This window comes from Roseibaca sp. Y0-43, from assembly GCF_020667835.1.
In the GTDB taxonomy this organism is placed as follows: Bacteria; Pseudomonadota; Alphaproteobacteria; order Rhodobacterales; family Rhodobacteraceae; genus Roseinatronobacter.
In genome coordinates this window covers 26127-46407 of sequence record NZ_JAFMPR010000005.1, presented here as the reverse complement: position 1 = coordinate 46407, position 20281 = coordinate 26127, and the positions used below count along the sequence as shown (strand labels likewise).

16 protein-coding genes are annotated in these 20281 nt (G+C 65.0%); 12 read left to right on the top strand and 4 right to left on the bottom strand.

The window, feature by feature from the left end; translation table 11 throughout:
• Positions 1-36 precede the first annotated feature (36 nt).
• On the top strand, positions 37-327 hold the full coding sequence (locus tag J1C52_RS07500) for a DUF4389 domain-containing protein (protein WP_227427319.1): 291 nt from the start codon (positions 37-39) through the stop codon (positions 325-327).
• Between the two features lie 3 nt (positions 328-330).
• On the opposite strand, the gene mgtE is transcribed toward J1C52_RS07500, so the two are convergent.
• Positions 331-1710, bottom strand: coding sequence for a magnesium transporter (gene mgtE, locus J1C52_RS07495; protein WP_227427318.1), 1380 nt, complete (start codon positions 1708-1710; stop codon positions 331-333).
• Between the two features lie 211 nt (positions 1711-1921).
• On the opposite strand from mgtE, the gene J1C52_RS07490 reads away from it, so the two are divergent.
• Positions 1922-3763: a M3 family oligoendopeptidase gene (locus J1C52_RS07490; RefSeq protein ID WP_227427317.1), complete on the top strand. Its 1842-nt coding sequence runs from the start codon at positions 1922-1924 to the stop codon at positions 3761-3763.
• Between the two features lie 223 nt (positions 3764-3986).
• Here J1C52_RS07490 and J1C52_RS07485 read toward each other — a convergent pair whose 3' ends face one another.
• Complete coding sequence (locus tag J1C52_RS07485) at positions 3987-5750, bottom strand: serine protease (protein WP_227427316.1); 1764 nt, start codon at positions 5748-5750, stop codon at positions 3987-3989.
• A gap of 129 nt (positions 5751-5879) precedes the next feature.
• Between J1C52_RS07485 and J1C52_RS07480 the strand changes: the two genes are divergently transcribed.
• Genes J1C52_RS07480 through glyS form a run of 4 tightly spaced genes read left to right on the top strand, consistent with a single transcriptional unit; the run spans position 5880 to position 10434 of the window.
• Positions 5880-6812 (top strand): glycine--tRNA ligase subunit alpha, encoded by a 933-nt coding sequence (locus J1C52_RS07480; RefSeq protein ID WP_227427569.1) that lies wholly within the window; start codon positions 5880-5882, stop codon positions 6810-6812.
• Positions 6812-7324 (top strand): DUF6446 family protein, encoded by a 513-nt coding sequence (locus tag J1C52_RS07475; RefSeq protein ID WP_227427315.1) that lies wholly within the window; start codon positions 6812-6814, stop codon positions 7322-7324. Before J1C52_RS07480 ends, J1C52_RS07475 begins: the two co-directional genes overlap by 1 nt.
• Positions 7324-8115 (top strand): FkbM family methyltransferase, encoded by a 792-nt coding sequence (locus J1C52_RS07470; RefSeq protein WP_227427314.1) that lies wholly within the window; start codon positions 7324-7326, stop codon positions 8113-8115. Before J1C52_RS07475 ends, J1C52_RS07470 begins: the two co-directional genes overlap by 1 nt.
• Positions 8116-8124: 9 nt before the next feature.
• Positions 8125-10434 carry a glycine--tRNA ligase subunit beta gene (gene glyS, locus J1C52_RS07465; RefSeq protein WP_227427313.1) on the top strand — a complete coding sequence of 770 codons (2310 nt, stop codon included), beginning with the start codon at positions 8125-8127 and terminating at the stop codon, positions 10432-10434.
• 190 nt (positions 10435-10624) lie between these two features.
• Here glyS and crtC read toward each other — a convergent pair whose 3' ends face one another.
• Complete coding sequence (crtC, locus tag J1C52_RS07460; protein WP_227427568.1) at positions 10625-11506, bottom strand: carotenoid 1,2-hydratase; 882 nt, start codon at positions 11504-11506, stop codon at positions 10625-10627.
• Positions 11461-13038, bottom strand: a complete 1578-nt coding sequence (crtD, locus tag J1C52_RS07455; protein ID WP_227427312.1) for a 1-hydroxycarotenoid 3,4-desaturase CrtD — start codon at positions 13036-13038, stop codon at positions 11461-11463. Before crtD ends, crtC begins: the two co-directional genes overlap by 46 nt.
• 94 nt (positions 13039-13132) lie before the next feature.
• On the opposite strand from crtD, the gene J1C52_RS07450 reads away from it, so the two are divergent.
• The 6 genes from J1C52_RS07450 (at position 13133) to bchZ (ending at position 20264) form a co-directional block, all read left to right on the top strand.
• Positions 13133-14011 (top strand): polyprenyl synthetase family protein, encoded by an 879-nt coding sequence (locus J1C52_RS07450; protein ID WP_227427311.1) that lies wholly within the window; start codon positions 13133-13135, stop codon positions 14009-14011.
• 3 nt (positions 14012-14014) lie between these two features.
• Positions 14015-15139 (top strand): methyltransferase, encoded by a 1125-nt coding sequence (locus tag J1C52_RS07445; RefSeq protein WP_370633240.1) that lies wholly within the window; start codon positions 14015-14017, stop codon positions 15137-15139.
• A 101-nt stretch (positions 15140-15240) separates the two neighbouring features.
• Positions 15241-16197: a chlorophyll synthesis pathway protein BchC gene (gene bchC, locus J1C52_RS07440; RefSeq protein ID WP_227427310.1), complete on the top strand. Its 957-nt coding sequence runs from the start codon at positions 15241-15243 to the stop codon at positions 16195-16197.
• The gene (locus J1C52_RS07435; RefSeq protein WP_227427309.1) at positions 16194-17198 is read left to right on the top strand and encodes a chlorophyllide a reductase iron protein subunit X; all 1005 of its coding nucleotides are present in this window, start codon (positions 16194-16196) and stop codon (positions 17196-17198) included. Before bchC ends, J1C52_RS07435 begins: the two co-directional genes overlap by 4 nt.
• A gap of 136 nt (positions 17199-17334) precedes the next feature.
• Positions 17335-18804, top strand: coding sequence for a chlorophyllide a reductase subunit Y (bchY, locus tag J1C52_RS07430; protein WP_227427566.1), 1470 nt, complete (start codon positions 17335-17337; stop codon positions 18802-18804).
• Entirely contained in the window at positions 18804-20264 is a 1461-nt protein-coding gene (gene bchZ, locus J1C52_RS07425; RefSeq protein ID WP_227427308.1) for a chlorophyllide a reductase subunit Z, read from the top strand. Before bchY ends, bchZ begins: the two co-directional genes overlap by 1 nt.
• Positions 20265-20281 lie beyond the last annotated feature (17 nt).

The following is a 20281-nucleotide window of genomic DNA, read 5'->3' as shown; positions in this document are numbered from 1 at the left end:
GGTTAGACTGGGCGCATCTGCAAAAAGGGTGCGCCCATGCAAGACATCGACGACGACCGCGACACCGCGCCTTTGGACAAGCTGACAGAGCCTTTGGGTCTGCGGCTGGTCTATATGCTGATCATCGGTGTCATGCTCAGCTTCGCGCAATCGGTGCTGGTGTTGCTGGCGGTGATCCAGTTCGTCATCATCCTGATCGACAACCGCCAGCCCAATGCAAGGCTGGCCGATCTGGGCTGCATGGTGGGCGCGTGGGTCGCCAAGGCCGCGCGCTACATGGTGGGCGCGACCGATGCGAAACCCTGGCCGTTCCGCGAGATGGACTGACGCCTACAGCAGCAACATCGTCGCCAGACCCAAGAAGGCGAAAAAGCCCACGACATCGGTCACGGTGGTCACAAATGTGCCAGAGGCCAGCGCCGGGTCCACGCCCAGCCGGTCCAGAAGGGCAGGCAGGCCAATGCCCGACAGGCCCGCCACAACAAGGTTGATGACCATGGCCGCCGCGATCACGCCTGCGAGCATCATGGACCCGAACCAGACATAGCCCACCACGCCCATGACCACGGCGAAGATCACGCCGTTCAAAAGGCCCACGAAGGTTTCGCGCCGGATCACCCGCCACACATTGGCGCCCGTCAGGTCGCGCGTGGCCAGACCGCGCACTGCCACCGCCATGGATTGCGTGCCCGCGTTGCCGCCCATGGACGCGATGATCGGCATCAACACCGCAAGCGCCACAAGGGTTTCGATGGTGGCTTCGAAAATGGCGATGACCAGCGACGCGATGATCGCGGTGCCAAGGTTCACCCCCAGCCATGGCAGGCGCTGCCACGTGGTTTCCAGCACCCCGTCCGACAGGCTGCCTTCGCCCGCGCCGGCCATGCGCAGCAGGTCTTCTTCGTGTTCTTCGTCCAGCACCGCCATGGCGTCGTCAATGGTGATGACACCGACCAGCCGGTCATCGGCATCGACCACGGGGGCCGAGATCAGGTGATACTGGTTGAACGCATAGGCGACATCGCCTTCTTCCTCGTCAAGCTCGAAGGTGCGGAAGCTGTCTTCCAGAATGTCTGCCAGCGCCGTGTCGCGCTTCGAGGACAGAAGCCGCCCCAAGGTCACATAGCCCGTGGGCACATGCTCTGGCGTGACCAGAAACACGTGGTAGAACTGGTCCGGCAGGTCGTCCGCCGTGCGCATCAGGTCGATCGTCTGGCCCACCGTCCAATCTTCGGGCACGGCCACGAATTCGCGCTGCATCAAGCGCCCGGCGGAATATTCCGGGTAGCTGAGCGCTTGGCGCGCGGCGTCGCGCTCGTCTTCTTCCAGCGCCTCGAGGATGACGTCGTGCTGGGATTCGTCGAGGTCTTCCAGCAGGTCGACCACATCGTCCGAATCCATGTCGCGCACGGCTTCGGCCAGAACCTCTGGGCGCAGGTAGCCCACGACCTCGTCGCGGATATTCTCGTCCAGTTCCGACAGGATGTCGCCGTCAAATTCGGTGCCATAGAGATGCACCAGCGCGCGGCGCTGCTCTGCCCCGATTTGTTCCAGAATATCGGCAATATCGGCCGGGTGCAGCGGGTCGAACAGCTCGAACACGCGTTGGGCGTCCTGATCCTCGACCGCCTTGCGCAACTGCGGCAGATCGAAGGATTCCAGATCGAAATGATCGTCTTCGGTCGAGACGTCTTTGGGATCGTCGCTCATCCGGCCCTCCTGTCGCGCGCGTCGCTTCGGCGGGTATCTACAGCCTTTGCCGCAAAAGTCGACCGCTCTCGGGCTGGATTGGCGCGCATGTGGCAGATGTTGCCGAAAAACCAAGGCGGGCGCTCCCTTCATGCCCGATGAATGCGCGCGCCATGCCTTGCAGGGGGGTGGGGCAGCGCCTAAGTCTTTGTCAAACCAATCGGAGTAGCCCATGTCCCCTTTCTCGCACCCGCCCATCGCCCGCCCCCTATTCGACCTGGACCGCCCCAAGGGCGGCAAGGATCTGGGCGATTTGCCGGTCTGGGATTTCTCCAGCCTGTATCCGTCCGAAGAAGCCCCCGAGATCGCACGCGATTTCGACTGGCTGGACCGCGAATGCGCAGCCTTCGCCGCCGATTACGAGGGCAAGCTGTCGGGGCTGGATGCGGGCGCGCTGCTGGACTGCGTGACCCGTTACGAGAAGATCGAGCAGGTCGCCGGGCGGCTGATGTCTTTCTTCGGCCTGCGCTACTACCAGAACACGGTCGATCCTGCCCGCGCCAAGGCGATGTCCGACGCGCAAGACCGCGTGACCACCGCAACCACGCCCTTGGTCTTTTTCTCGCTAGAGCTGAACCGCATCCCCGATGCCGAGTTCGACGCGAAGCTGGACGCGAATGCAGCGCTTGCTCGCTACCGCCCGGTGTTCGAGCGGATGCGCGCCATGCGCCCGCACCAGTTGTCGGACGAGTTGGAGAAATTCTTGCATGACCAATCCACCGTCGGCTCTGCCGCGTGGAACCGGCTGTTCGATGAAACCATGGCGGGCCTCGAATTCCCGGTCGACGGCGAAGAGGAGCCGCTTGGCCTTGAATCCACCCTGAACCTCTTGACCGACCGCGACCGCGCGCGGCGCGAAGCGGGCGCGCGCGCTTTGGCAGAGGTGTTTGGCAGGAATGTCCGCCTGTTCGCGCGGGTGCACAACACGCTCGCCAAGGAAAAGGAAATCGAGGATCGCTGGCGCAAGATGCCGTCGCCCCAGCACGCGCGCCACCTGTCAAACCATGTCGAACCCGAGGTCGTTCAGGCGCTGCGCGATGCGGTCGTTGCGGCCTATCCGAAGCTGTCGCACCGCTATTACGCGCTGAAAGCCAAGTGGCTTGGGTTGGAAACGCTCGAGGTCTGGGACCGCAACGCGCCGCTGCCGACCGCCGCAGAGCGCACCATTGCATGGCCCGAAGCGCAGGATATGGTGCTGGACGCCTATGCGGGCTTTTCGCCGAAACTGGCCGATCTGGCGCAGCCCTTCTTTGAGCGCGGCTGGATTGACGCCGCCGTCACGCCCGGCAAGGCACCCGGTGCCTTCGCGCATCCGACCGTGACCGACGCGCATCCGTTCGTGATGCTGAACTATCTGGGCAAGCCGCGTGATGTGATGACGCTGGCGCATGAACTGGGCCACGGGGTGCATCAGCGGCTGGCGGCCGGGCAGGGGGAACTCTTGTCCTCCACGCCGCTGACGCTGGCCGAAACCGCCAGCGTGTTCGGCGAGATGCTGACATTCCGCCGGATGCTGGCTAAGGCCGCGACCCCCGAGGAGCGCAAGACCCTGCTGGCGGGCAAGGTCGAGGACATGATCAACACCGTCGTGCGCCAGATCGCGTTCTACGATTTCGAATGCAAGCTGCATGACGCGCGGCGCGGGGGCGAACTGACGCCCGATGACATCAACGCGCTGTGGATGAGCGTGCAGGCCGAAAGCCTTGGGCCGGTGTTCAACTTCATGGACGGGTATGAAACCTTCTGGTCCTACATCCCGCATTTCGTGCATTCGCCCTTCTACGTCTATGCCTATGCCTTTGGCGACGGGTTGGTGAACGCGCTTTACGCGGTCTATGAAGAACAGCCCGAGGGCTTTCAGGACAAGTATTTCGAGATGCTGGCGGCTGGCGGGTCGAAGCACCACAAGGAACTGCTGGCACCTTTCGGGCTGGACGCGTCCGACCCTGCCTTCTGGGACAAGGGTCTGAGCATGATCGCGGGCTTCATCGACGAGCTAGAGGCGATGGAGTAACAGGTCGGCCCTTGGCCTGTTTATCTCACACAGCGCAGGCGGGCAGCGGCGGGCCGCGGCCTGCCGCCTAGACCAGTGGATATGGGCGCATTATGGTAGCCATATCCGTATGATCTGCAAGCCGCGCACCTGCGGCTACCAAAGCGGCAGGCCTCTGGGGCGGCCCGCCGCTGCCCGTGGGGCGCGTCCCGCGCCTGTTAACCACGGGCTTTGTGCGCGCTACTCAATTCCAGCAGGACACCATCACCGTCAGATCGCCCGCCACGCGGGTCAGATGCTCCGGCGTGACCGTCACGCCCTCGCGCAAGGTGCCGCTGGACACACCGTTCTCGCCCAAAAACGCGCGGATGGCGGGGGCAGACACGGCGTAGTTCACCTCTGGCGGTAGCTGGCGGTTTTCCAAGCTGGGCTGGCCCGACAACAGGCCCAGAACCGCGCCCGTTGGCCCGAAAACCGGCCCGCCCAGATCGCCCTGCGCGACCGTGGCGTTCAGGCGCAACACGCCCTCTTCACCGTTCAGACCACCCATCGCATCCAGCCGCCCGAAGGTCAGGACGGGGCGCGTCAGCATATCCTCGAAGGAAAAGCCCGAGATGGTCACTTCCTGCCCCATCGGCATCTCGCCTTCGGCGAATTGCGCGAAGGCCAGCGGCACCAGCGGGGTTTCGGGTTCCAGAACGGCGATGTTCAGCGCCTCATCGACGGCGCGGATGCGGGCGGTATAGGCCTCGTCTATGGTGACACGCTCGCATTGCGCGACGGCGGCAGCGGTCGTGACCGTGGTGCCGGTCGCGTCGATGTAGAAACCCGAGCGCGAGTAATCAGGGCGCCGCACGCTCAGCCCGGCCAGAAGCGCCGAGCGCGCGACTTGACTGGCTTGGCCCGTGCTTTCGGGCAGGGTGCCGCCGAAGGTCGAAAAGCTTTCCTGCATCATCGGCAGCACGCGAGCCATTTGTTCGTCACGATCGGGCGTCCAGACCAGCGTATAGCCCTTGATCTGCCCGTTGCGGAATTGCGCGAAAGTGTGCGAGCGCAGCTCGTCATTCTGGCCGGTCAGGGTAAAGCTGTTCGACCCGCGCTCGCGCTCTCCTTCCAGCGGCACGATTTCAAGGGTTTGCATGATCTCATACAGGCCAAAGAGCGTGGCCTGATTGCCCGGCTGCGACAGCAAAAGCACCTGCACGCCACTGTCATCTTTGGACGGGAAATGCGAGAACGGCGCTTCGTGGCGGTCGAATTCAACCATCGCCAAGGGCAGGGCAATCTCTATGCCCGCATCCTCGTCGCGGATGGTCTGCATCCCCAAAGCGGCCAACTCGCCTTGGTAGGCGTCCAGCAATTCGGCGCGCTGGCGGGTGGTCAGAACGCCCGTATCGTCATAGCCTTGGGCGGCTTGCCAATCGGCCATGGACCGGCGCGTGCCAGGGCCGAAAGCCGCGTCGATGCGCTGGGTGTAGAAGCCGAACCATTGCAGCGCGGTCTGCAATTCGGCGCGCTGGTCTCGGTCAAGCGCGCGCTCGGAGGCCTGCGCCTCGCGCAGCGTTTCCTCGGGTTCGGGTTCAGGTTCCGGCTCTGGGATCGGGTCGGCGGCGGCCAGAGGCTCCGGCTCTGCGGCCGGAGCGGGTGTCGCCACTGGGGCAGGGGCCGCGCCATCGGTCGGGAAGAACCGCGCGCCGTAATTCTCGCCATTCGACACGAAGGCATCCGCCGGGATCGCGCGCTCTGCGCGCAGCTGGCGGCGCACTTCGAACGCGTCGGTATCGGTCTCGAACGGGCCAAGGCTGAGCGCATACCAGTCCGACGGCAATTGGAACCCGCTGACATTGCCGATGCTTTGCTGGTAATCCTGCGCGCGTTGCAAGGCCACGTCCAGCTCGCGATGCGCTTCCAGTTGCACCCAACGGCTGTCTTGTGCCAGCGCCGGCCCCATGGCCAGCCCGGAAACGCTGGCCACCAGAAAGGCCGCCGTGCTGAAATACCGTGTCATAAGGTCCAATCCCTTCCCATATTCATTTGTCCGGGGCGTTGGCCCCCGGTTTCGGCGTTGACCCTTGACGGATGCTTGCCTATGCAGACGCAGCTTTACGAGATTGCTCTGACATGGCAAGGGGCCGACATGGCGGAAGCCGCTGAAAACCGTTCACAAAAGCCACAATGCTTTCAGGAAATCATCCTGAGGTTGCAGAATTACTGGGCGTCGAAAGGCTGCGCGGTGCTGCAACCCTATGACATGGAAGTGGGCGCGGGCACCTTTCACCCGGCGACCACGCTGCGCGCGCTGGGCTCCAAGGCATGGGCTGCGGCCTATGTTCAGCCCTCGCGCCGCCCGACCGATGGCCGCTATGGCGAGAACCCGAACCGGCTTCAGCATTACTACCAATACCAGGTCATTATCAAACCCTCGCCGCCCGACCTGCAAGAGCTGTATCTTGGCAGCCTGCGCGCGATCGGGATCGACGACGCGCTGCATGACATCCGCTTTGTGGAAGATGACTGGGAATCCCCGACCCTTGGCGCTTGGGGTTTGGGTTGGGAAGTGTGGTGCGACGGGATGGAAGTGTCGCAATTCACCTATTTCCAGCAGGTTGGCGGGCATGATTGCAAGCCCGTCTCGGGCGAGTTGACCTATGGGCTGGAGCGCTTGGCCATGTATGTGCTGGGCGTGGATCATGTCATGGACATGCCCTTCAACGCGCCCGATGCCCCGATCCCGCTAAAATACGGCGATGTCTTTCGCCAGACAGAACAGGAATATTCCCGCTGGAATTTCGATCAGGCCGACACCGACACGCTGTTACAGCACTTCAAGGATGCCGAGGCCGAATGCCAGCGCATCCTGTCCGCCCCGGCCACCGACAGCGCGGGGCGCAGCATCATCATGGCGCACCCGGCCTATGACCAGTGCATCAAGGCCAGCCACCTGTTCAACCTGCTGGACGCGCGCGGCGTCATTTCCGTGACCGAACGCCAAGCCTATATTGGCCGCGTGCGGGCGCTCGCGAAAATGTGCGCCGATGCTTTCGTGCAGACCGAAGCGGGGGGCGCGTGATGGGCCGAATTCTGGTTGTCCTGCTTCTGGCCAGCGCCGTGCTGGGCGGTGCGGGCATGTGGTATTTGCAGGTATACGGCTACTACGATGTGCTGCCGGATCAAGACAGCATTGGTCTGACCTATGCGGGCGAAGACGCGGCAAGCGAGGTGGCCGTGACCGGGTTCGAAGGGATCGACGCGAACAGCTCTCCCATCCGGTTCCGGGCGTGCTTTACCGTGGCGGAACCCGCCTCGGCCTTCGCACCTTATGACGGTGCCACGCCGCTCAACGCGCCCGGCTGGTTCGACTGTTTCGACGCGGGCGCCATCGGCGCGGCGCTAGAAGCGGGCGAGGCGCAGGCCGTCACAGCACAGGCGAACCTTGTCTATGGCATTGACCGCGTGGCCGCGATCTTCCCCGACGGGCGCGCCTATGCGTGGCACCAGATCAACCCCTGCGGCACCGCGTTTTTCGATGGCGACCCGGTCCCGCCCGGCTGCCCGCCCCCGCCCGCAGAGGTGACACCGTGATGGACAGTTTCGATCTGCGCCTGCGCGACCGCGTGCATCTGGCGCTGCATAACGTGGTGTCGCAAACGGGGCTTGGCGGGCTGAGGCCGGTCCGTGTCTCTCGCAACGGGCCGCAATTCGACCTTGATATTCAAGGCCATCGGCTGCGCGTGCCCTCGGCGCTGCTGTGGCGGTCCTATCGGCGGGGCTGGGCGGCGCGGATGCAGCGTCTGGCCGCCGAATTCGGGCTGGACGGCACCTTTATGCTGACCCCCGGCGACACGGTCATCGACATCGGCGCGAATGTGGGCGATTTCGCACTGCTGGCGGCGGGTCAGGGCGCGCAGGTCTTGTGTCTGGACGGCGACCCGGTCGTGGTCGAGTGTCTGAACGCCAACACCGCCAAGCTGCCCCAGATCACCACCGATTGTGTGATCCTGTGGAAAGAGGCGTGCGAGTTGACCTTCTACAGCGCGCCCGGCAAGGCCGACAGTTCCATCTTCCTGCCGCCGGGCGAAGGGGTGGCCGCGTTCACGGCGCAGGCCCAAACGCTCGATGAGGTCGTCGCCCGCCACGGTCTGGGCGAGATCGCGCTTCTGAAAATGGATGCCGAAGGGGCGGAACCCGAAGTGCTGCAAGGCGCGGCAGAGGTGCTGAAGCGTACCCGTCATGTCGCCATCGACACGGGGCCGGAACGCAACGGGGCAGAGACCGGCGCGGAATGTGCCGAAATCCTGCGTGCGGCGGGCTTCACCTTGCTGCCAGCCCCCGCCACGAAACGCCGCATGACCTTCGCATCGCGGATTGCCTGAGGTTTTGACATGGCTGATCTTCTGATCGAACTCTTTTCCGAGGAAATCCCGGCGCGGATGCAGGCCGGGGCCAGCGACGCGCTGAAGAAACTTGTGACCGACGGTCTGGTCGAGGCCGGGCTGACCTATGCCCATGCGGCGGCCTTCGCCACGCCGCGCCGCCTGGTGCTCGCGGTGCAAGGCCTGTCCGACCACAGCCCGACCCTGCGCGAGGAACGGCGCGGGCCGAAGGTCGGCGCGCCGGAAAAGGCGATCGAGGGCTTTCTGCGCTCGACCGGCCTGAGCATGGACGACCTGAGCATTCAGGACGACAAGAAAGGGCAGGTCTATATCGCCACCGTCACGACCGAGGGGCGCGCAGCCCCCGTGATCGTGGCCGAGGTGCTGGAGCGCACGATCCGCAACTTCCCTTGGCCCAAATCCATGCGCTGGGGCGCGGGGTCTTTGCGCTGGGTGCGTCCGCTTCATTCCATCCTGTGCATCCTGTCGCGCGAGGATGGCGCGCAAATGGTGCCGCTGGACGTGGACGGCATTGTGTCGGGCGACACGACGCGCGGGCATCGCTTCATGGCGCCAGATGCGTTTTCTGTCACAAATTTCGAGGATTACGCGGCAAAGCTAAAGCGCGCCAAGGTCATTCTGGACCCGGCAGAGCGCGCAGACCACATTTGGAACGAAGCCAGCCAGATGGCCTTTGCCCAAGGGTTGGATCTGGTCGAGGACAAGGGCTTGCTGGCAGAGGTCGCGGGACTGGTGGAATGGCCCGTGGTGCTGATGGGGCGGATCGAGGAACAGTTTCTGGACCTGCCGCCCGAGGTGCTGCAAACCTCGATGAAGGAACACCAGAAGTTCTTTTCCGTCCGCGACCCGAAATCGGGGCAGATCGTGGGCTTTGTCACGGTCGCCAACCGCGAAACGGCGGATCAGGGCGCGACCATTCTGGCGGGTAACCAGAAGGTTTTGGCGGCACGGCTGTCGGATGCGAAATTCTTCTGGGACAATGACTTGCGGCTTGTTTCTGATGTTGGTCTGGAAGGCATGGGGGCAGGGCTGTCCGATGTGACCTTCCATAACAAGCTGGGGTCGCAAGCCGACCGGATCGAGCGTATCGCAGCGCTGGCGAAAGAGATTGCGCCGCTGGTGGGTGCAGATGCCGATATGGCAGAGCAAGCCGCGCGGGTGGCGAAGGCCGATCTGCGGTCAGGGATGGTAGGGGAATTCCCGGAACTTCAAGGGGTTATGGGGCGATATTATGCCTTGCGCGGCGGCTATGCGCCCGAGGTTGCCGATGCCTGCCGCGACCATTACTCGCCCCTCGGCCCGTCCGACGATGTGCCCACCGCGCCCGTGACGGTTGCCGTGGCACTGGCCGACAAGCTGGACACGCTGACCGGCTTTTGGGCGATTGACGAGAAGCCGACCGGTTCGAAAGACCCCTTCGCACTGCGCCGCGCGGCTTTAGGGGTAATTCGGTTGGTGTTGGGTAGCCAATCAACAGCGCGTTTCAGTTTTGTCTATGCAGCTTCTGTCAAGGGTTTTGAGACTCAATATCGTTCGCAGTATGGTGAGCGATTGCGAGACTACGCCTACGACGCGTTCCAGTCCTTTAGAAATTTGGAGGATACCCTCAATCATCTTTCTGCAGCTGGAAACGAATTTTCGATTGTAGCTAAAATGCTTCGTGATGGTGATCTAAAAGAGGTAAAGTCAGACGAACGACTCTTTCAGACACTGGTCGAAAGAGCGATTGATTTATCTGCCGGGCGATACGCCGATTCCTTGCTTTCATTGTCGTCCGACCTCCTCGCCTTCTTCCACGACCGCCTCAAGGTCTACCTGCGCGATCAGGGCATTCGGCATGACGTGATCGACGCCTGCCTTGCCATGCCGGGAAACGACGACCTGACCCTTCTGGTCAAACGTGCAGAGGCGCTGTCGGACCTGCTGAAAACCGACGATGGCGAGAACCTGTTGCAGGGGTTCAAGCGGGCGAACAACATCCTCAGCCAAGCCGAGGAAAAGGACGGGGTGGAATACAGCTTCGGCCCCGACCCGAAACTGGCGGACACGGGCGAAGAACGCGCATTGTTCGCCGCGCTCGACACCGCTGAAGCGGCGATCACCCCCGCTATGCAGGCCGAGGATTTCGCGCGCGCCATGCAGGCCATGGCGGGCCTGCGCGCGCCGATTGATGCGTTTTTCGAGGCCGTGCAGATCAACACCGACAACCAGATCGTGCGGCGCAACCGCCTGAACCTGCTGCACCGCATCCGCGCGACCTGTTTGCAGGTGGCGGATCTGACGAAGGTGAGCGGCTGACCTATGCCCGTGGTTAACAGGCGCGTAGCGCCCCACGGGCCGCGGATGGCCGGCCCGGCGGCCAGCCGCTTCGGCTGATGCAAGTGCGCCGTTCGCAGGCCCGACGGATTTGGCAGCCATAAAGTGCCTATATCCACGGACGGCAGCGGCAGGCCCCGGCCATCCGCTGCCCGTTAACCCGCTGTATCCGTTAACCCGTCGCATCTTCGAACCGCCAGCCCGCGCGGCGGGGCACGCGGACGGCGAGCATGGGCTTGAGTAGCGGTTGCGCGAAGCGGCGCAGGTCGAGCGCCTCGTGCACACCGATGGATGCCTCTCCATCAATGACCGTTTCGACCGCAGCACGCGTATAAAACGGCGCGTCCAGCATGGGCAGCACCTGACGGGGCACAACGCCCGCATCCGCCCGCGTCTCGCGTCGCACGGCCCACAGGCTGCGCTTGAAGCGCGCGCGGGGGGGCGGCGCGATATGCTCCATCCGCCCATCGGGGTGGAAATGCAGCGCGGTCGATTGTTCGGACCCGTCGCGCAGCACGGCATCGTAAAAACAGGTGGCCCCATGGGCGCGCGGGAAGCGGCCCCATGTCCAGTAGTTGAAATCATCCTCCAGCGCGGCGGTGCCAAAATTCGCATCGAAATAGCCGTGGCCTTGCCAGCGGTGGCCGGGGGACAGGTCCACCTCTATCCGGGCAATCGGGGCGAAGGGCTGCCATGCGTGGCTGCCGTCTGGCGTCAGGTCGTGGACCTGTCCGAACAGTACTTCGGGGTGCAGCGTGATCGTGCCGCGGACCCGGCTGATGAGCGGGGGAGAGGAGATCTCATTGACCTCGATCACCAGCTTGTCGGCGTCCCAGCGCATCGACGATGGCCCGACCTCGAACACGTCTTCGGACTGGCGCAGCGCGCTGCGGCCCCGGTCGGTCATGGTGAACCGCCCCTTTGGCCCATAGGTCGCCACGTTGATGCAGCAGTGATTGGCCGGGTCGCGCCGCCCCGACCACCGATACCACGGCGAGAAAACCGACCCTATGAACCCGATGACCGAGACGGCGCGGCTGCCGCAATCGCTGATGCCGTCGACATACCACCAGGCGTAGCCATTGGGGCCGACCTTGCGCGTGAAATCCGGTCGCTGAGCACTGCTGCCGCCGCGTGCCCGCCCGAGATCAGCGCCATCGGCACACCCGCCCCCGGATGCACGCCCCCCCCGGCCAGATAGAGGCCCGCGACCTTCGTGCGTGCCGTCGGCCGCTGGAAGGTCGCCATCGCCCCGTTCGGGGACAGGCCGTAGAGCGCCCCCTGGCTGTGCGGGAAGAGCATCGCGAAGCGCGCGGGTGTGGTCAGGCTGTCCGCCGTGGGGCGCGGGGTCAGATGCAGGCCGAAGCGCGCCAGCCGCTCGAAAGGATGAGTGTTGCATGATGGCTCCGACTTGAGGGCGCCGGGCCGCGTGGCGGGCGCGTTGAGGATGAACTGGAACCGCTCTGGCCCGACCGGGGCGCGGCCCGTGGCACGGTCCTGGGCGCAGACATAGATCGTGGGGTCGGGCGGCGTGCGGCCGTGGGCGAGGGGGGTGAATTCCTGCGCCGGGTCATCCGCGAAAAAGAGCGTGTGATAGGCCAGCGCGTCGCGCCCGATGCCGTCATCCGATACCTCTGCGGCAAAGGTCCAGACCCGCGCCGACAGGCTGCGCGGCTGGGTTTGGCGGGCTTTGGGCGCGCGCTGCGGCACGTCCAGCAGGTAGGGCAATGCCGCCGGGTCGCCGTTGAAAATGACCTGCGTGCAGGATGCGCGGTCGCCATTGGCCAGATGCAGCCCGGTGACGCGGCCCTTGTGGGTCAGGATGCGCGCGACCGGCGTGTTCAGCCGCAAGCTGCCGCCCAAACGTTCGAACAGGGCCGCGAGGCAATGCGCCAGCCGCGCCATGCCGCCTTGCACCGCCCAGACGCCCGCGGCCTCTGCCTGCCAGACAAGGCCAAGCACGGCGGGGGCCAGAAGCGGGTTGCCGCCCACATAGGTGGCATAGCGCCCGAATAACTGGCGCAGGCGCGGGTCGGACAGGCGCTTGCGCAGCATCGCATCCAGCGACCGGCCCGGCACCAGCCATGGCAGGATCTGGGGCTGCGCCAGCGCCGCGCGGGCAGAGGCCAGCACGCTTGGGCGCGGCGCGCGCATGATCGGGGCGTCGAAGGCTTGGTAAAGCGCGCGGGTCTCGGCGCTGAAACGCTCGAAGTCGCGCGCGGCGCGCGGGCCGAATGCGGTAGCGATGGCCGCGCTGTTCTGGCCTGCGTCATGGGTCAGGTCCAGCTTGGTGCCGTCGGACCAGTAATGCCGCGCAAGCGTGTTCAGGGGTTTGAGCGTGATCTGGTCGCTGGTCGTGGTTCCGGCGGTGGCGAACAGATCGTCCAGCACGTCGCGCAGGGTCAGAACGGTCGGGCCGGCATCGACCGGGCCAGCCTGTGACGCGACCGTGCGCATCTTGCCGCCGGGCCAGCCATGCGCCTCGTAGATCGTGACGTCACGGCCCGCGGCGGCCAGCCGGATGCCTGCAGCCAAGCCGCCCATTCCCGCGCCGATAATGGCGATGCTGTCCTTGCAATGGCCCATGTCAGGAATTGTTGACTCTTTGCGCAAAACTGTCCAGTGTAATTTACACATACATGTCCATTTGTTCTGACATATGCCAGCAAAGGGGGTCGCCATGGACCTGAGCCACCGAATCGACCGTGCGATGACTGCCGCGATTTCCCGCGCGCAAGGGGCCAGCCAGCCAGAGGGGGCGGTGCCCGCGCGCCTGGCGGCGGCGCTGAATTATGCCGTCACGCCCGGTGGGGCGCGCATTCGGCCCACGATTTGCCTGTCGGTGGCCAAAGCCTGCGGTGATGACCGCCCGGCGCTGGCCGATTCGGCGGCCATCGCGCTAGAGCTGATCCACTGCGCAAGCCTTGTGCATGACGACCTGCCTGCCTTCGACAATGCCGATTTCCGGCGCGGCAAGCCGACCATCCATCTGGCCTTTTCCGAACCGCTGGCGGTGCTGTCGGGCGATAGCCTGATTATCGCGGCCTTTGACGAACTGGGCCGCGCCGCCGAGGCCGATGCCTTGCGCGCGCTGAAGCTGGTGCGCCTGCTCGCGCGGCACACCGGTATGCCGCATGGTATCTGCGCGGGGCAGGGATGGGAGAGCGAGGCGAAGGTCGATCTGCGCGCCTATCACCGCTCGAAAACCGCCGCGTTGTTTGTCGCCGCCACGCAGATGGGGGCGCTGGCTGCGGGCCAAGACCCCGACGCTTGGGAAGAGCTGGGCGCGCGCATTGGCGAGGCGTTCCAGGTGGCTGACGATCTGCGCGATGCGCTTTATGACGAAGCGGCGCTTGGCAAGCCCGCAGGGCAGGACGCCGCCAATGCCCGCCCCTCTGCCGTCGAGGCGATGGGCGTGCAAGGCGCGATCAAGCATTTGCAGGACATCCTGTCGGGCGCGATCGCGTCCATCCCCTCTTGCCCCGGCGAAGGGCAGTTGGCGCAGCTTGTGCGGCTATACGCCGAACGCATGACCCCTGTCGCGCCCGTGCGGGTGTAACCCATGACCGACATGACCGCCCCTGAACAGCCCTTCCGCCCGGTGGGGCTGGTCAACCGGCTGGCGGCCTCGACCCGGTTTCAGGCGTTTTGTGCGCGGGTGCCGGGGCTGCGGGGCATTGCGCGGCGCGAGGGTGCGGCGCTGTTCGACCTGATGCAGGGCTTCGTCCAAAGCCAGATGTTGACCGCGCTGGTGGAACTGCGGGTTCTGCACCTGCTGGCCGATGGGCCCGCGACAGTGGACGCACTGGCGCAGCGCGCGGGTGTTCCCGCCGATCGGATGGGCATTCTGGCCCAAGCGGGCGCGGGCATGGGGCTGATGCTGCGGCGCGGGACGCGTTACAGGCTGTCACGCCGGGGCGCTGCGTTTCTGGGCGTGCCGGGGCTGGCCGACATGGTGCGGCACCATTCGGTTCTGTATCGGGACTTGGCCGACCCGGCAGCCTTTATCCGCGGCGAAACCGACCCCGATCTGGCCCGGTTCTGGCCCTATGTGTTCGGCGCGACCGGCCCGATGGACCCGGAGGTTACGGCGCGCTATTCGCGGCTGATGGCCGACAGCCAAGGCATTGTCGCGCAAGATGCGCTGCGCATGGTGGACCTGAAAGGCGTGGGTCAGCTTCTGGATATTGGCGGCGGCACGGGCGCGTTCCTGCGCGCGGTGCGGGCGCGCTACCCGGACCTGTCGCTTGCGTTGTTCGATCTGCCCGACGTGGTGGCCGGGGCCGCGCTGCCCGCCGATGTGGCGCGGCATGGCGGATCGTTCCGCACCGACCCGCTGCCGCAAGGGGCCGATGCGATCAGCCTTGTGCGGGTGCTTTATGACCATGCGGACGCGACCGTCGCGGCGCTTCTTGCAAAGGTTTATGCCGCACTTCCGCCCGGTGGCCGGGTGCTGGTGATCGAGCCGATGTCGGGCGGGGCAAAGCCCGATCCGCAGACGGATGTGTATTTCGCGGTTTACACGCTGGCCATGCAAACCGGGCGCACACGCTCTGCCGCAGAGATCGGCGCGGCGCTGGCGAAAGCCGGATTCACCCAGATTTCAACGCCCAAAGCCGCGCGCCCCTATGTGACCGGCGTGGTCGAGGCGCGCAAACCGGCACTGCCTAAAGATCGGGCAAAATAACTGTCAATAAAGATTGACAGTAAGTGTTGTATCAATAAGATTACACATAGGGCCGAGTCACTTCCCCGTGACGCTTCCCGCCAGACAAGAGAGGACCAGACGTGCAGACCGAGGCCATCATCCTTTCCGCTCCGCGCCAGATCCAGTTGGGATCGGTTGGTTTGCGGGATGCGGGGCCGCAGGATCTGCTTGTCCGGGTCGATCATTCGGGCGTGTCGACCGGCACCGAAAAGCTGTTCTGGACCGGCGACATGCCGCCCTTTCCGGGCATGGGCTACCCGCTTGTCCCCGGATACGAGGCCTGTGGCGAGATCGTCGAAGCAGGGGCGGAAAGTGGCTACCGCGTGGGCGAGCGTGTGTTCGTCCCCGGTGCGAATTGCTTCGCCCCCAGTGAAACCGGCCCGATCTACGGGCTGTTCGGCGCGGCCTCGCGCCATTTGGTCAGCAATGCCGCGCGCGTCACCCGTGTGGATGGCGCGATGGGGCCCGAAGGCGCGTTGCTTGCGCTGGCCGCGACCGCGCGTCATGCCATTGCGGCCCCCGCCGCCACCATGCCCGACCTGATTATCGGCCATGGCGTGCTGGGCCGCCTGATGGCGCGCATCGCCATCGCCATGGGCGCGCCCGCACCGACCGTGTGGGAGATCAACCCGAAACGCGCCGCCGGGGCCGAGGGCTACGAGGTGCTGCACCCCGATACCGACCCGCGCCGCGATTACAACGTCATCATGGATGCCTCTGGCGCGGAGGGGCTTTTGGACAGCCTGATCGGGCGCATCGCCAAGGGCGGAGAGGTCGTGCTGGCCGGGTTCTACACCAAGCCCATCCAGTTCAATTTCGTTCCCGCCTTCATGCGCGAGATGCGCCTGCGCATCGCCGCCGAATGGCAGACGGAAGACCTGATCGCCACGCGCGAGCTGATCGACACGGGCCGCCTGTCGTTGGCCGGTCTGATTACCCACCATGCCCGCCCCGACGCGGCCGGCCCCGCCTACGAGACGGCATTCAGCGATCCTGATTGCCTGAAGATGATTATCGACTGGGAGGCAAGCGCATGACGCTCGACATTCCGAACCTCAAAGATTTTGACCAGCGTTTGCGCGACGAGGCCTCTGCCGAACCGACGCTGGAGGTGCCGCAGGCGGAACCGACCAAGCACACCCAGATCATCGCGATCTATGGCAAGGGGGGGATCGGCAAATCCTTCACGCTGGCGAACCTGTCTTGCATGATGGCCGAAATGGGCAAGCGTGTGCTGCTCATTGGCTGCGATCCGAAATCCGACACGACCAGCCTTCTGTTCGGCGGCAAGGCGTGCCCCACGATCATCGAGACATCCTCGGCCAAGAAACTGGCGGGCGAGGAAGTGGCGATTGGCGACGTCTGCTTCAAGCGCAACGGCGTCTACGCGATGGAACTGGGCGGCCCGGAAGTGGGCCGTGGCTGCGGCGGTCGCGGCATTATCCACGGGTTCGAGCTGCTGGAAAAGCTGGGCTTTCACGACTGGGATTTCGACTATGTCCTGCTCGATTTCCTGGGCGACGTGGTCTGTGGCGGCTTTGGCCTGCCGATTGCCCGCGACATGGCGCAGAAAGTGATCCTGGTCGCCTCGAACGATCTGCAATCGCTTTATGTGGCGAACAATGTCTGCTCGGCGGTTGAATATTTCCGCAAGATGGGCGGCAATGTGGGCGTGGCTGGCCTTGTCATCAACAAGGATGACGGCACGGGCGAGGCGCAGGCTTTCGCGCAGGCCGTGGATATTCCCGTGCTGGCCGCCATCCCCGCCGATGACGATCTGCGCAAGAAATCGGCCAATTACCAGATTGTCGGCACCGCCGCAGGCCCGTGGGGCGCGATGTTCCAGGGCTTGGCCGAAGCGGTCGCTTTCGCCCCGCCCGTGCGCCCCGCGCCGCTGAACCAGGACGGGCTTCTGGCGCTGTTCGACAGCAAGGATACAGGCGGCGACGTGGTTCTGGTGCCCGCGACCGATGCCGATATGCGCGGCAAGAACGCGGTGGAAAAAGTCAGCCTTGAAGTGGTCTATGACGATGCCTGAGGATTTCGGAGCCCCCAAGCGGACCAGCCCGCACACCGCTGCATCGGGCGAGGTCAGCTATGACACCGCCGCCGATGCCCCGGTCGAGGTGCTGGACAGCGATTTGCCCGCCGAGGGGGCCGTCTCGCCTGACGGCATGGGCTGCCACGCTCCCGCCGAACAGATGGCGGCGCAGGCGCGGGCCTCGGGCAATGGTGCGGTGCTGGACCAATTCGCCAAGGACTATCCCCAAGGCCCGCATGACCGTCCCGAATCCATGTGCCCCGCGTTTGGCAGCCTGCGCGTGGGCCTGCGGATGCGCCGGGTGGCGACGGTTCTCAGCGGGTCGGCCTGTTGCGTCTATGGCCTGACCTTTGTCAGCCATTTCTACGGCGCGCGCCGGTCCGTGGGCTATGTGCCCTTCAACTCGGAAACGCTGGTTACGGGCAAGCTGTTCGAGGATATCCGCGATTCTGTGCACGAAATGGCCGATCCCGACCGCTACGACGCGATCGTGGTGACGAACCTCTGCGTGCCTACCGCCAGCGGCGTGCCGCTGCGGCTGTTGCCCAAGGAAATCAACGGCGTGCGGATCATCGGCATCGACGTGCCGGGCTTTGGCATTCCAACCCATGCCGAAGCGAAAGACGTGCTGGCCGGGGCCATGCTGAACTATGCGCGCCAGGAAGTGGCGGCGGGCCCGGTGCCCGCGCCCAAGGCGGGCCGCTCGGACCGCCCGACCGTGACGCTGTTGGGCGAAATGTTCCCGGCTGATCCCATGATGATCGGCGCGATGCTGGCGCCCATGGGTTTGGCCGCTGGCCCGGTCGTGCCCACGCGCGAATGGCGCGAGCTTTATGCCGCGCTCGATTGCGGGGCGGTGGCGGCGATCCACCCGTTCTATTCGGCGGCGGTGCGCGAGTTTGAAGCGGCGGGCCGTCCCGTTGTCGGCTCTGCCCCCGTGGGCGTGGACGGCACGCATAACTGGCTGGCCGCGATTGGCGATGCGATGGGGGTGAACCCCGCGCAGGTGGCTGCGGCGCAAAACGCCTTCATCCCCGCGATCAAGGGTGCGCTGGCGGCGAACCCGATCAAGGGGCGGATCACTTTGTCGGGCTATGAAGGCTCTGAATTGATCGTTGCGCGCCTGCTGATCGAGAGCGGTGCGGATGTGGCCTATGTGGGCACGGCTTGCGCGGCCTCGCGCTGGTCCGCGCATGACCGCGAATGGCTGGAAGCGCGCGGCGTGGCGGTGAAGTTCCGCGCATCCTTGGCCGATGATCTGGCAGCTGCCGACGGGCTGGACCCCGATCTGGTCATCGGCACCACGCCCGTGGTGCAGCATGCCAAGCAAAAGGGCGTGCCGGCCCTGTATTTCACCAACCTCATTTCCGCACGCCCCCTGATGGGGCCAGCCGGGGCCGGGTCTTTGGGCGAGGTCGTCAACGCCGCCATCGCGGGCAAGGCGCGCATGGACAAGATGCGCGACTTCTTCGAGGGCGTGGGCGAGGGCGACACCGCCGGTATCTGGGAAGGCAGCCCCAATCTGCGCCCTGATTTCCGCGCCCAGCACCAGAAGAAACTCGACAAGGCCGCCCGCGCCGCCAAAGCGCAGGAGATGATCTGATGCTGATACAAGATCACGACCGGGCAGGGGGCTATTGGGGCGCGGTCTACGCGTTTTGCGCGGTCAAGGGCTTGCAGGTGGTCATCGACGGCCCGGTGGGCTGCGAGAACCTGCCGGTGACATCGGTGCTGCATTACACCGATGCGCTGCCGCCCCATGAATTGCCCATCGTGGTCACAGGCCTCGGCGAGGAGGAGTTGGGTCGAGATGGAACCGAGGGCGCCATGAAACGCGCCTGGAAAACGCTCGACCCCGCTTTGCCCGCCGTGGTGGTCACGGGCTCTATCGCCGAGATGATCGGCGGCGGCGTGACCCCGCAAGGCACGAATATCCAGCGCTTCCTGCCGCGCACCATCGACGAGGACCAGTGGGAAGCCGCTGATCGCGCGATGACGTGGATCTTTACCGAATTTGGGATGACCAAGGGCCGGATGCCGCCTGAGAAGACCCGTGAAGAGGGCGCACGCCCGCGCGTGAACATCCTTGGGCCGATGTATGGCACGTTCAACATGCCGTCGGACCTGGCCGAGATCCGCCGCTTGGTGGAAGGGATCGGGGCAGAGGTGAACATGGTCATGCCGCTGGGTGCCCATCTGGCCGAGATGCGCAACCTTGTGAACGCCGATGTGAACATCTGCATGTATCGCGAATTCGGGCGTGGATTGGCCGAAGTGCTGGGTAAGCCCTATCTGCAAGCGCCCATCGGCATGGACAGCACGACCAAGTTCCTGCGCCGTCTGGGTGAATTGCTGGGGCTGGACCCGGAGCCGTTCATCACCCGCGAGAAGCATTCGACGCTGAAGCCCATGTGGGATTTGTGGCGCTCGGTCACGCAGGATTTCTACGCGACCGCCAGTTTCGCCGTGGTCGCGAATGAGACCTATGCACGGGGTCTGCGGAACTACCTGGAGGGCGATCTGGGAATGCCTTGCGCCTTTGCGGTCGCCCGCACGCGCGGCAAGAAGACCGACAATGACCGCGTCCGCGCCATGATGGGCGAAAAGCGCCCGCTGATCGTGTTCGGGTCCATTAACGAGAAGATGTATCTGGCCGAGTTGAAGGCCGGGCATGGGCCTGCGCCTGCGTTCATTCCGGCCAGTTTTCCGGGAGCTGCGATCCGCCGCCACACCGGAACGCCGATGATGGGCTATGCGGGCGCGACCTATGTGCTGCAAGAGGTCTGCAACGGCCTGTTCGATGCGCTTTTCCACATCCTGCCGCTGGGCAGCCAGATGGACGCGCATGAAGCCACGCCCGCAGAGCTGAAACGCGACCTGCCATGGTCCGCCGCCGCCAAGGCAGAGCTGGACCGCATCGTGGCCCAACACCCCATTCTGACCCGTATCTCGGCCGCGCGCACCATGCGCGACGCGATCGAGAAAGCCGCGCTGGAGCAAGGCGCGGACGAGGTCGACACCGCATTGGTGCAGGGTATTGCCCCCGCACCGGCCAGAGCCTGATCGCAGGAGGAGAATGA

Bases quoted from the DNA above. Each gene is read 5' to 3' on its own strand.
- bchY (WP_227427566.1), top strand. From the start codon at position 17,335: ATGGGCTGCCACGCTCCCGCCGAACAGATGGCGGCGCAGGCGCGGGCC.
- J1C52_RS07475 (WP_227427315.1), top strand. From the start codon at position 6,812: ATGGGCCGAATTCTGGTTGTCCTGCTTCTGGCCAGCGCCGTGCTGGGC.
- J1C52_RS07500 (WP_227427319.1), top strand. From the start codon at position 37: ATGCAAGACATCGACGACGACCGCGACACCGCGCCTTTGGACAAGCTG.
- J1C52_RS07445 (WP_370633240.1), top strand. From the start codon at position 14,015: ATGACCGACATGACCGCCCCTGAACAGCCCTTCCGCCCGGTGGGGCTG.
- J1C52_RS07450 (WP_227427311.1), top strand. From the start codon at position 13,133: ATGGACCTGAGCCACCGAATCGACCGTGCGATGACTGCCGCGATTTCC.
- J1C52_RS07435 (WP_227427309.1), top strand. From the start codon at position 16,194: ATGACGCTCGACATTCCGAACCTCAAAGATTTTGACCAGCGTTTGCGC.
- bchZ (WP_227427308.1), top strand. From the start codon at position 18,804: ATGCTGATACAAGATCACGACCGGGCAGGGGGCTATTGGGGCGCGGTC.
- glyS (WP_227427313.1), top strand. From the start codon at position 8,125: ATGGCTGATCTTCTGATCGAACTCTTTTCCGAGGAAATCCCGGCGCGG.
- J1C52_RS07480 (WP_227427569.1), top strand. From the start codon at position 5,880: ATGGCGGAAGCCGCTGAAAACCGTTCACAAAAGCCACAATGCTTTCAG.
- crtD (WP_227427312.1), bottom strand. From the start codon at position 13,038: ATGGGCCATTGCAAGGACAGCATCGCCATTATCGGCGCGGGAATGGGC.
- J1C52_RS07470 (WP_227427314.1), top strand. From the start codon at position 7,324: ATGGACAGTTTCGATCTGCGCCTGCGCGACCGCGTGCATCTGGCGCTG.
- mgtE (WP_227427318.1), bottom strand. From the start codon at position 1,710: ATGAGCGACGATCCCAAAGACGTCTCGACCGAAGACGATCATTTCGAT.
- J1C52_RS07485 (WP_227427316.1), bottom strand. From the start codon at position 5,750: ATGACACGGTATTTCAGCACGGCGGCCTTTCTGGTGGCCAGCGTTTCC.
- J1C52_RS07490 (WP_227427317.1), top strand. From the start codon at position 1,922: ATGTCCCCTTTCTCGCACCCGCCCATCGCCCGCCCCCTATTCGACCTG.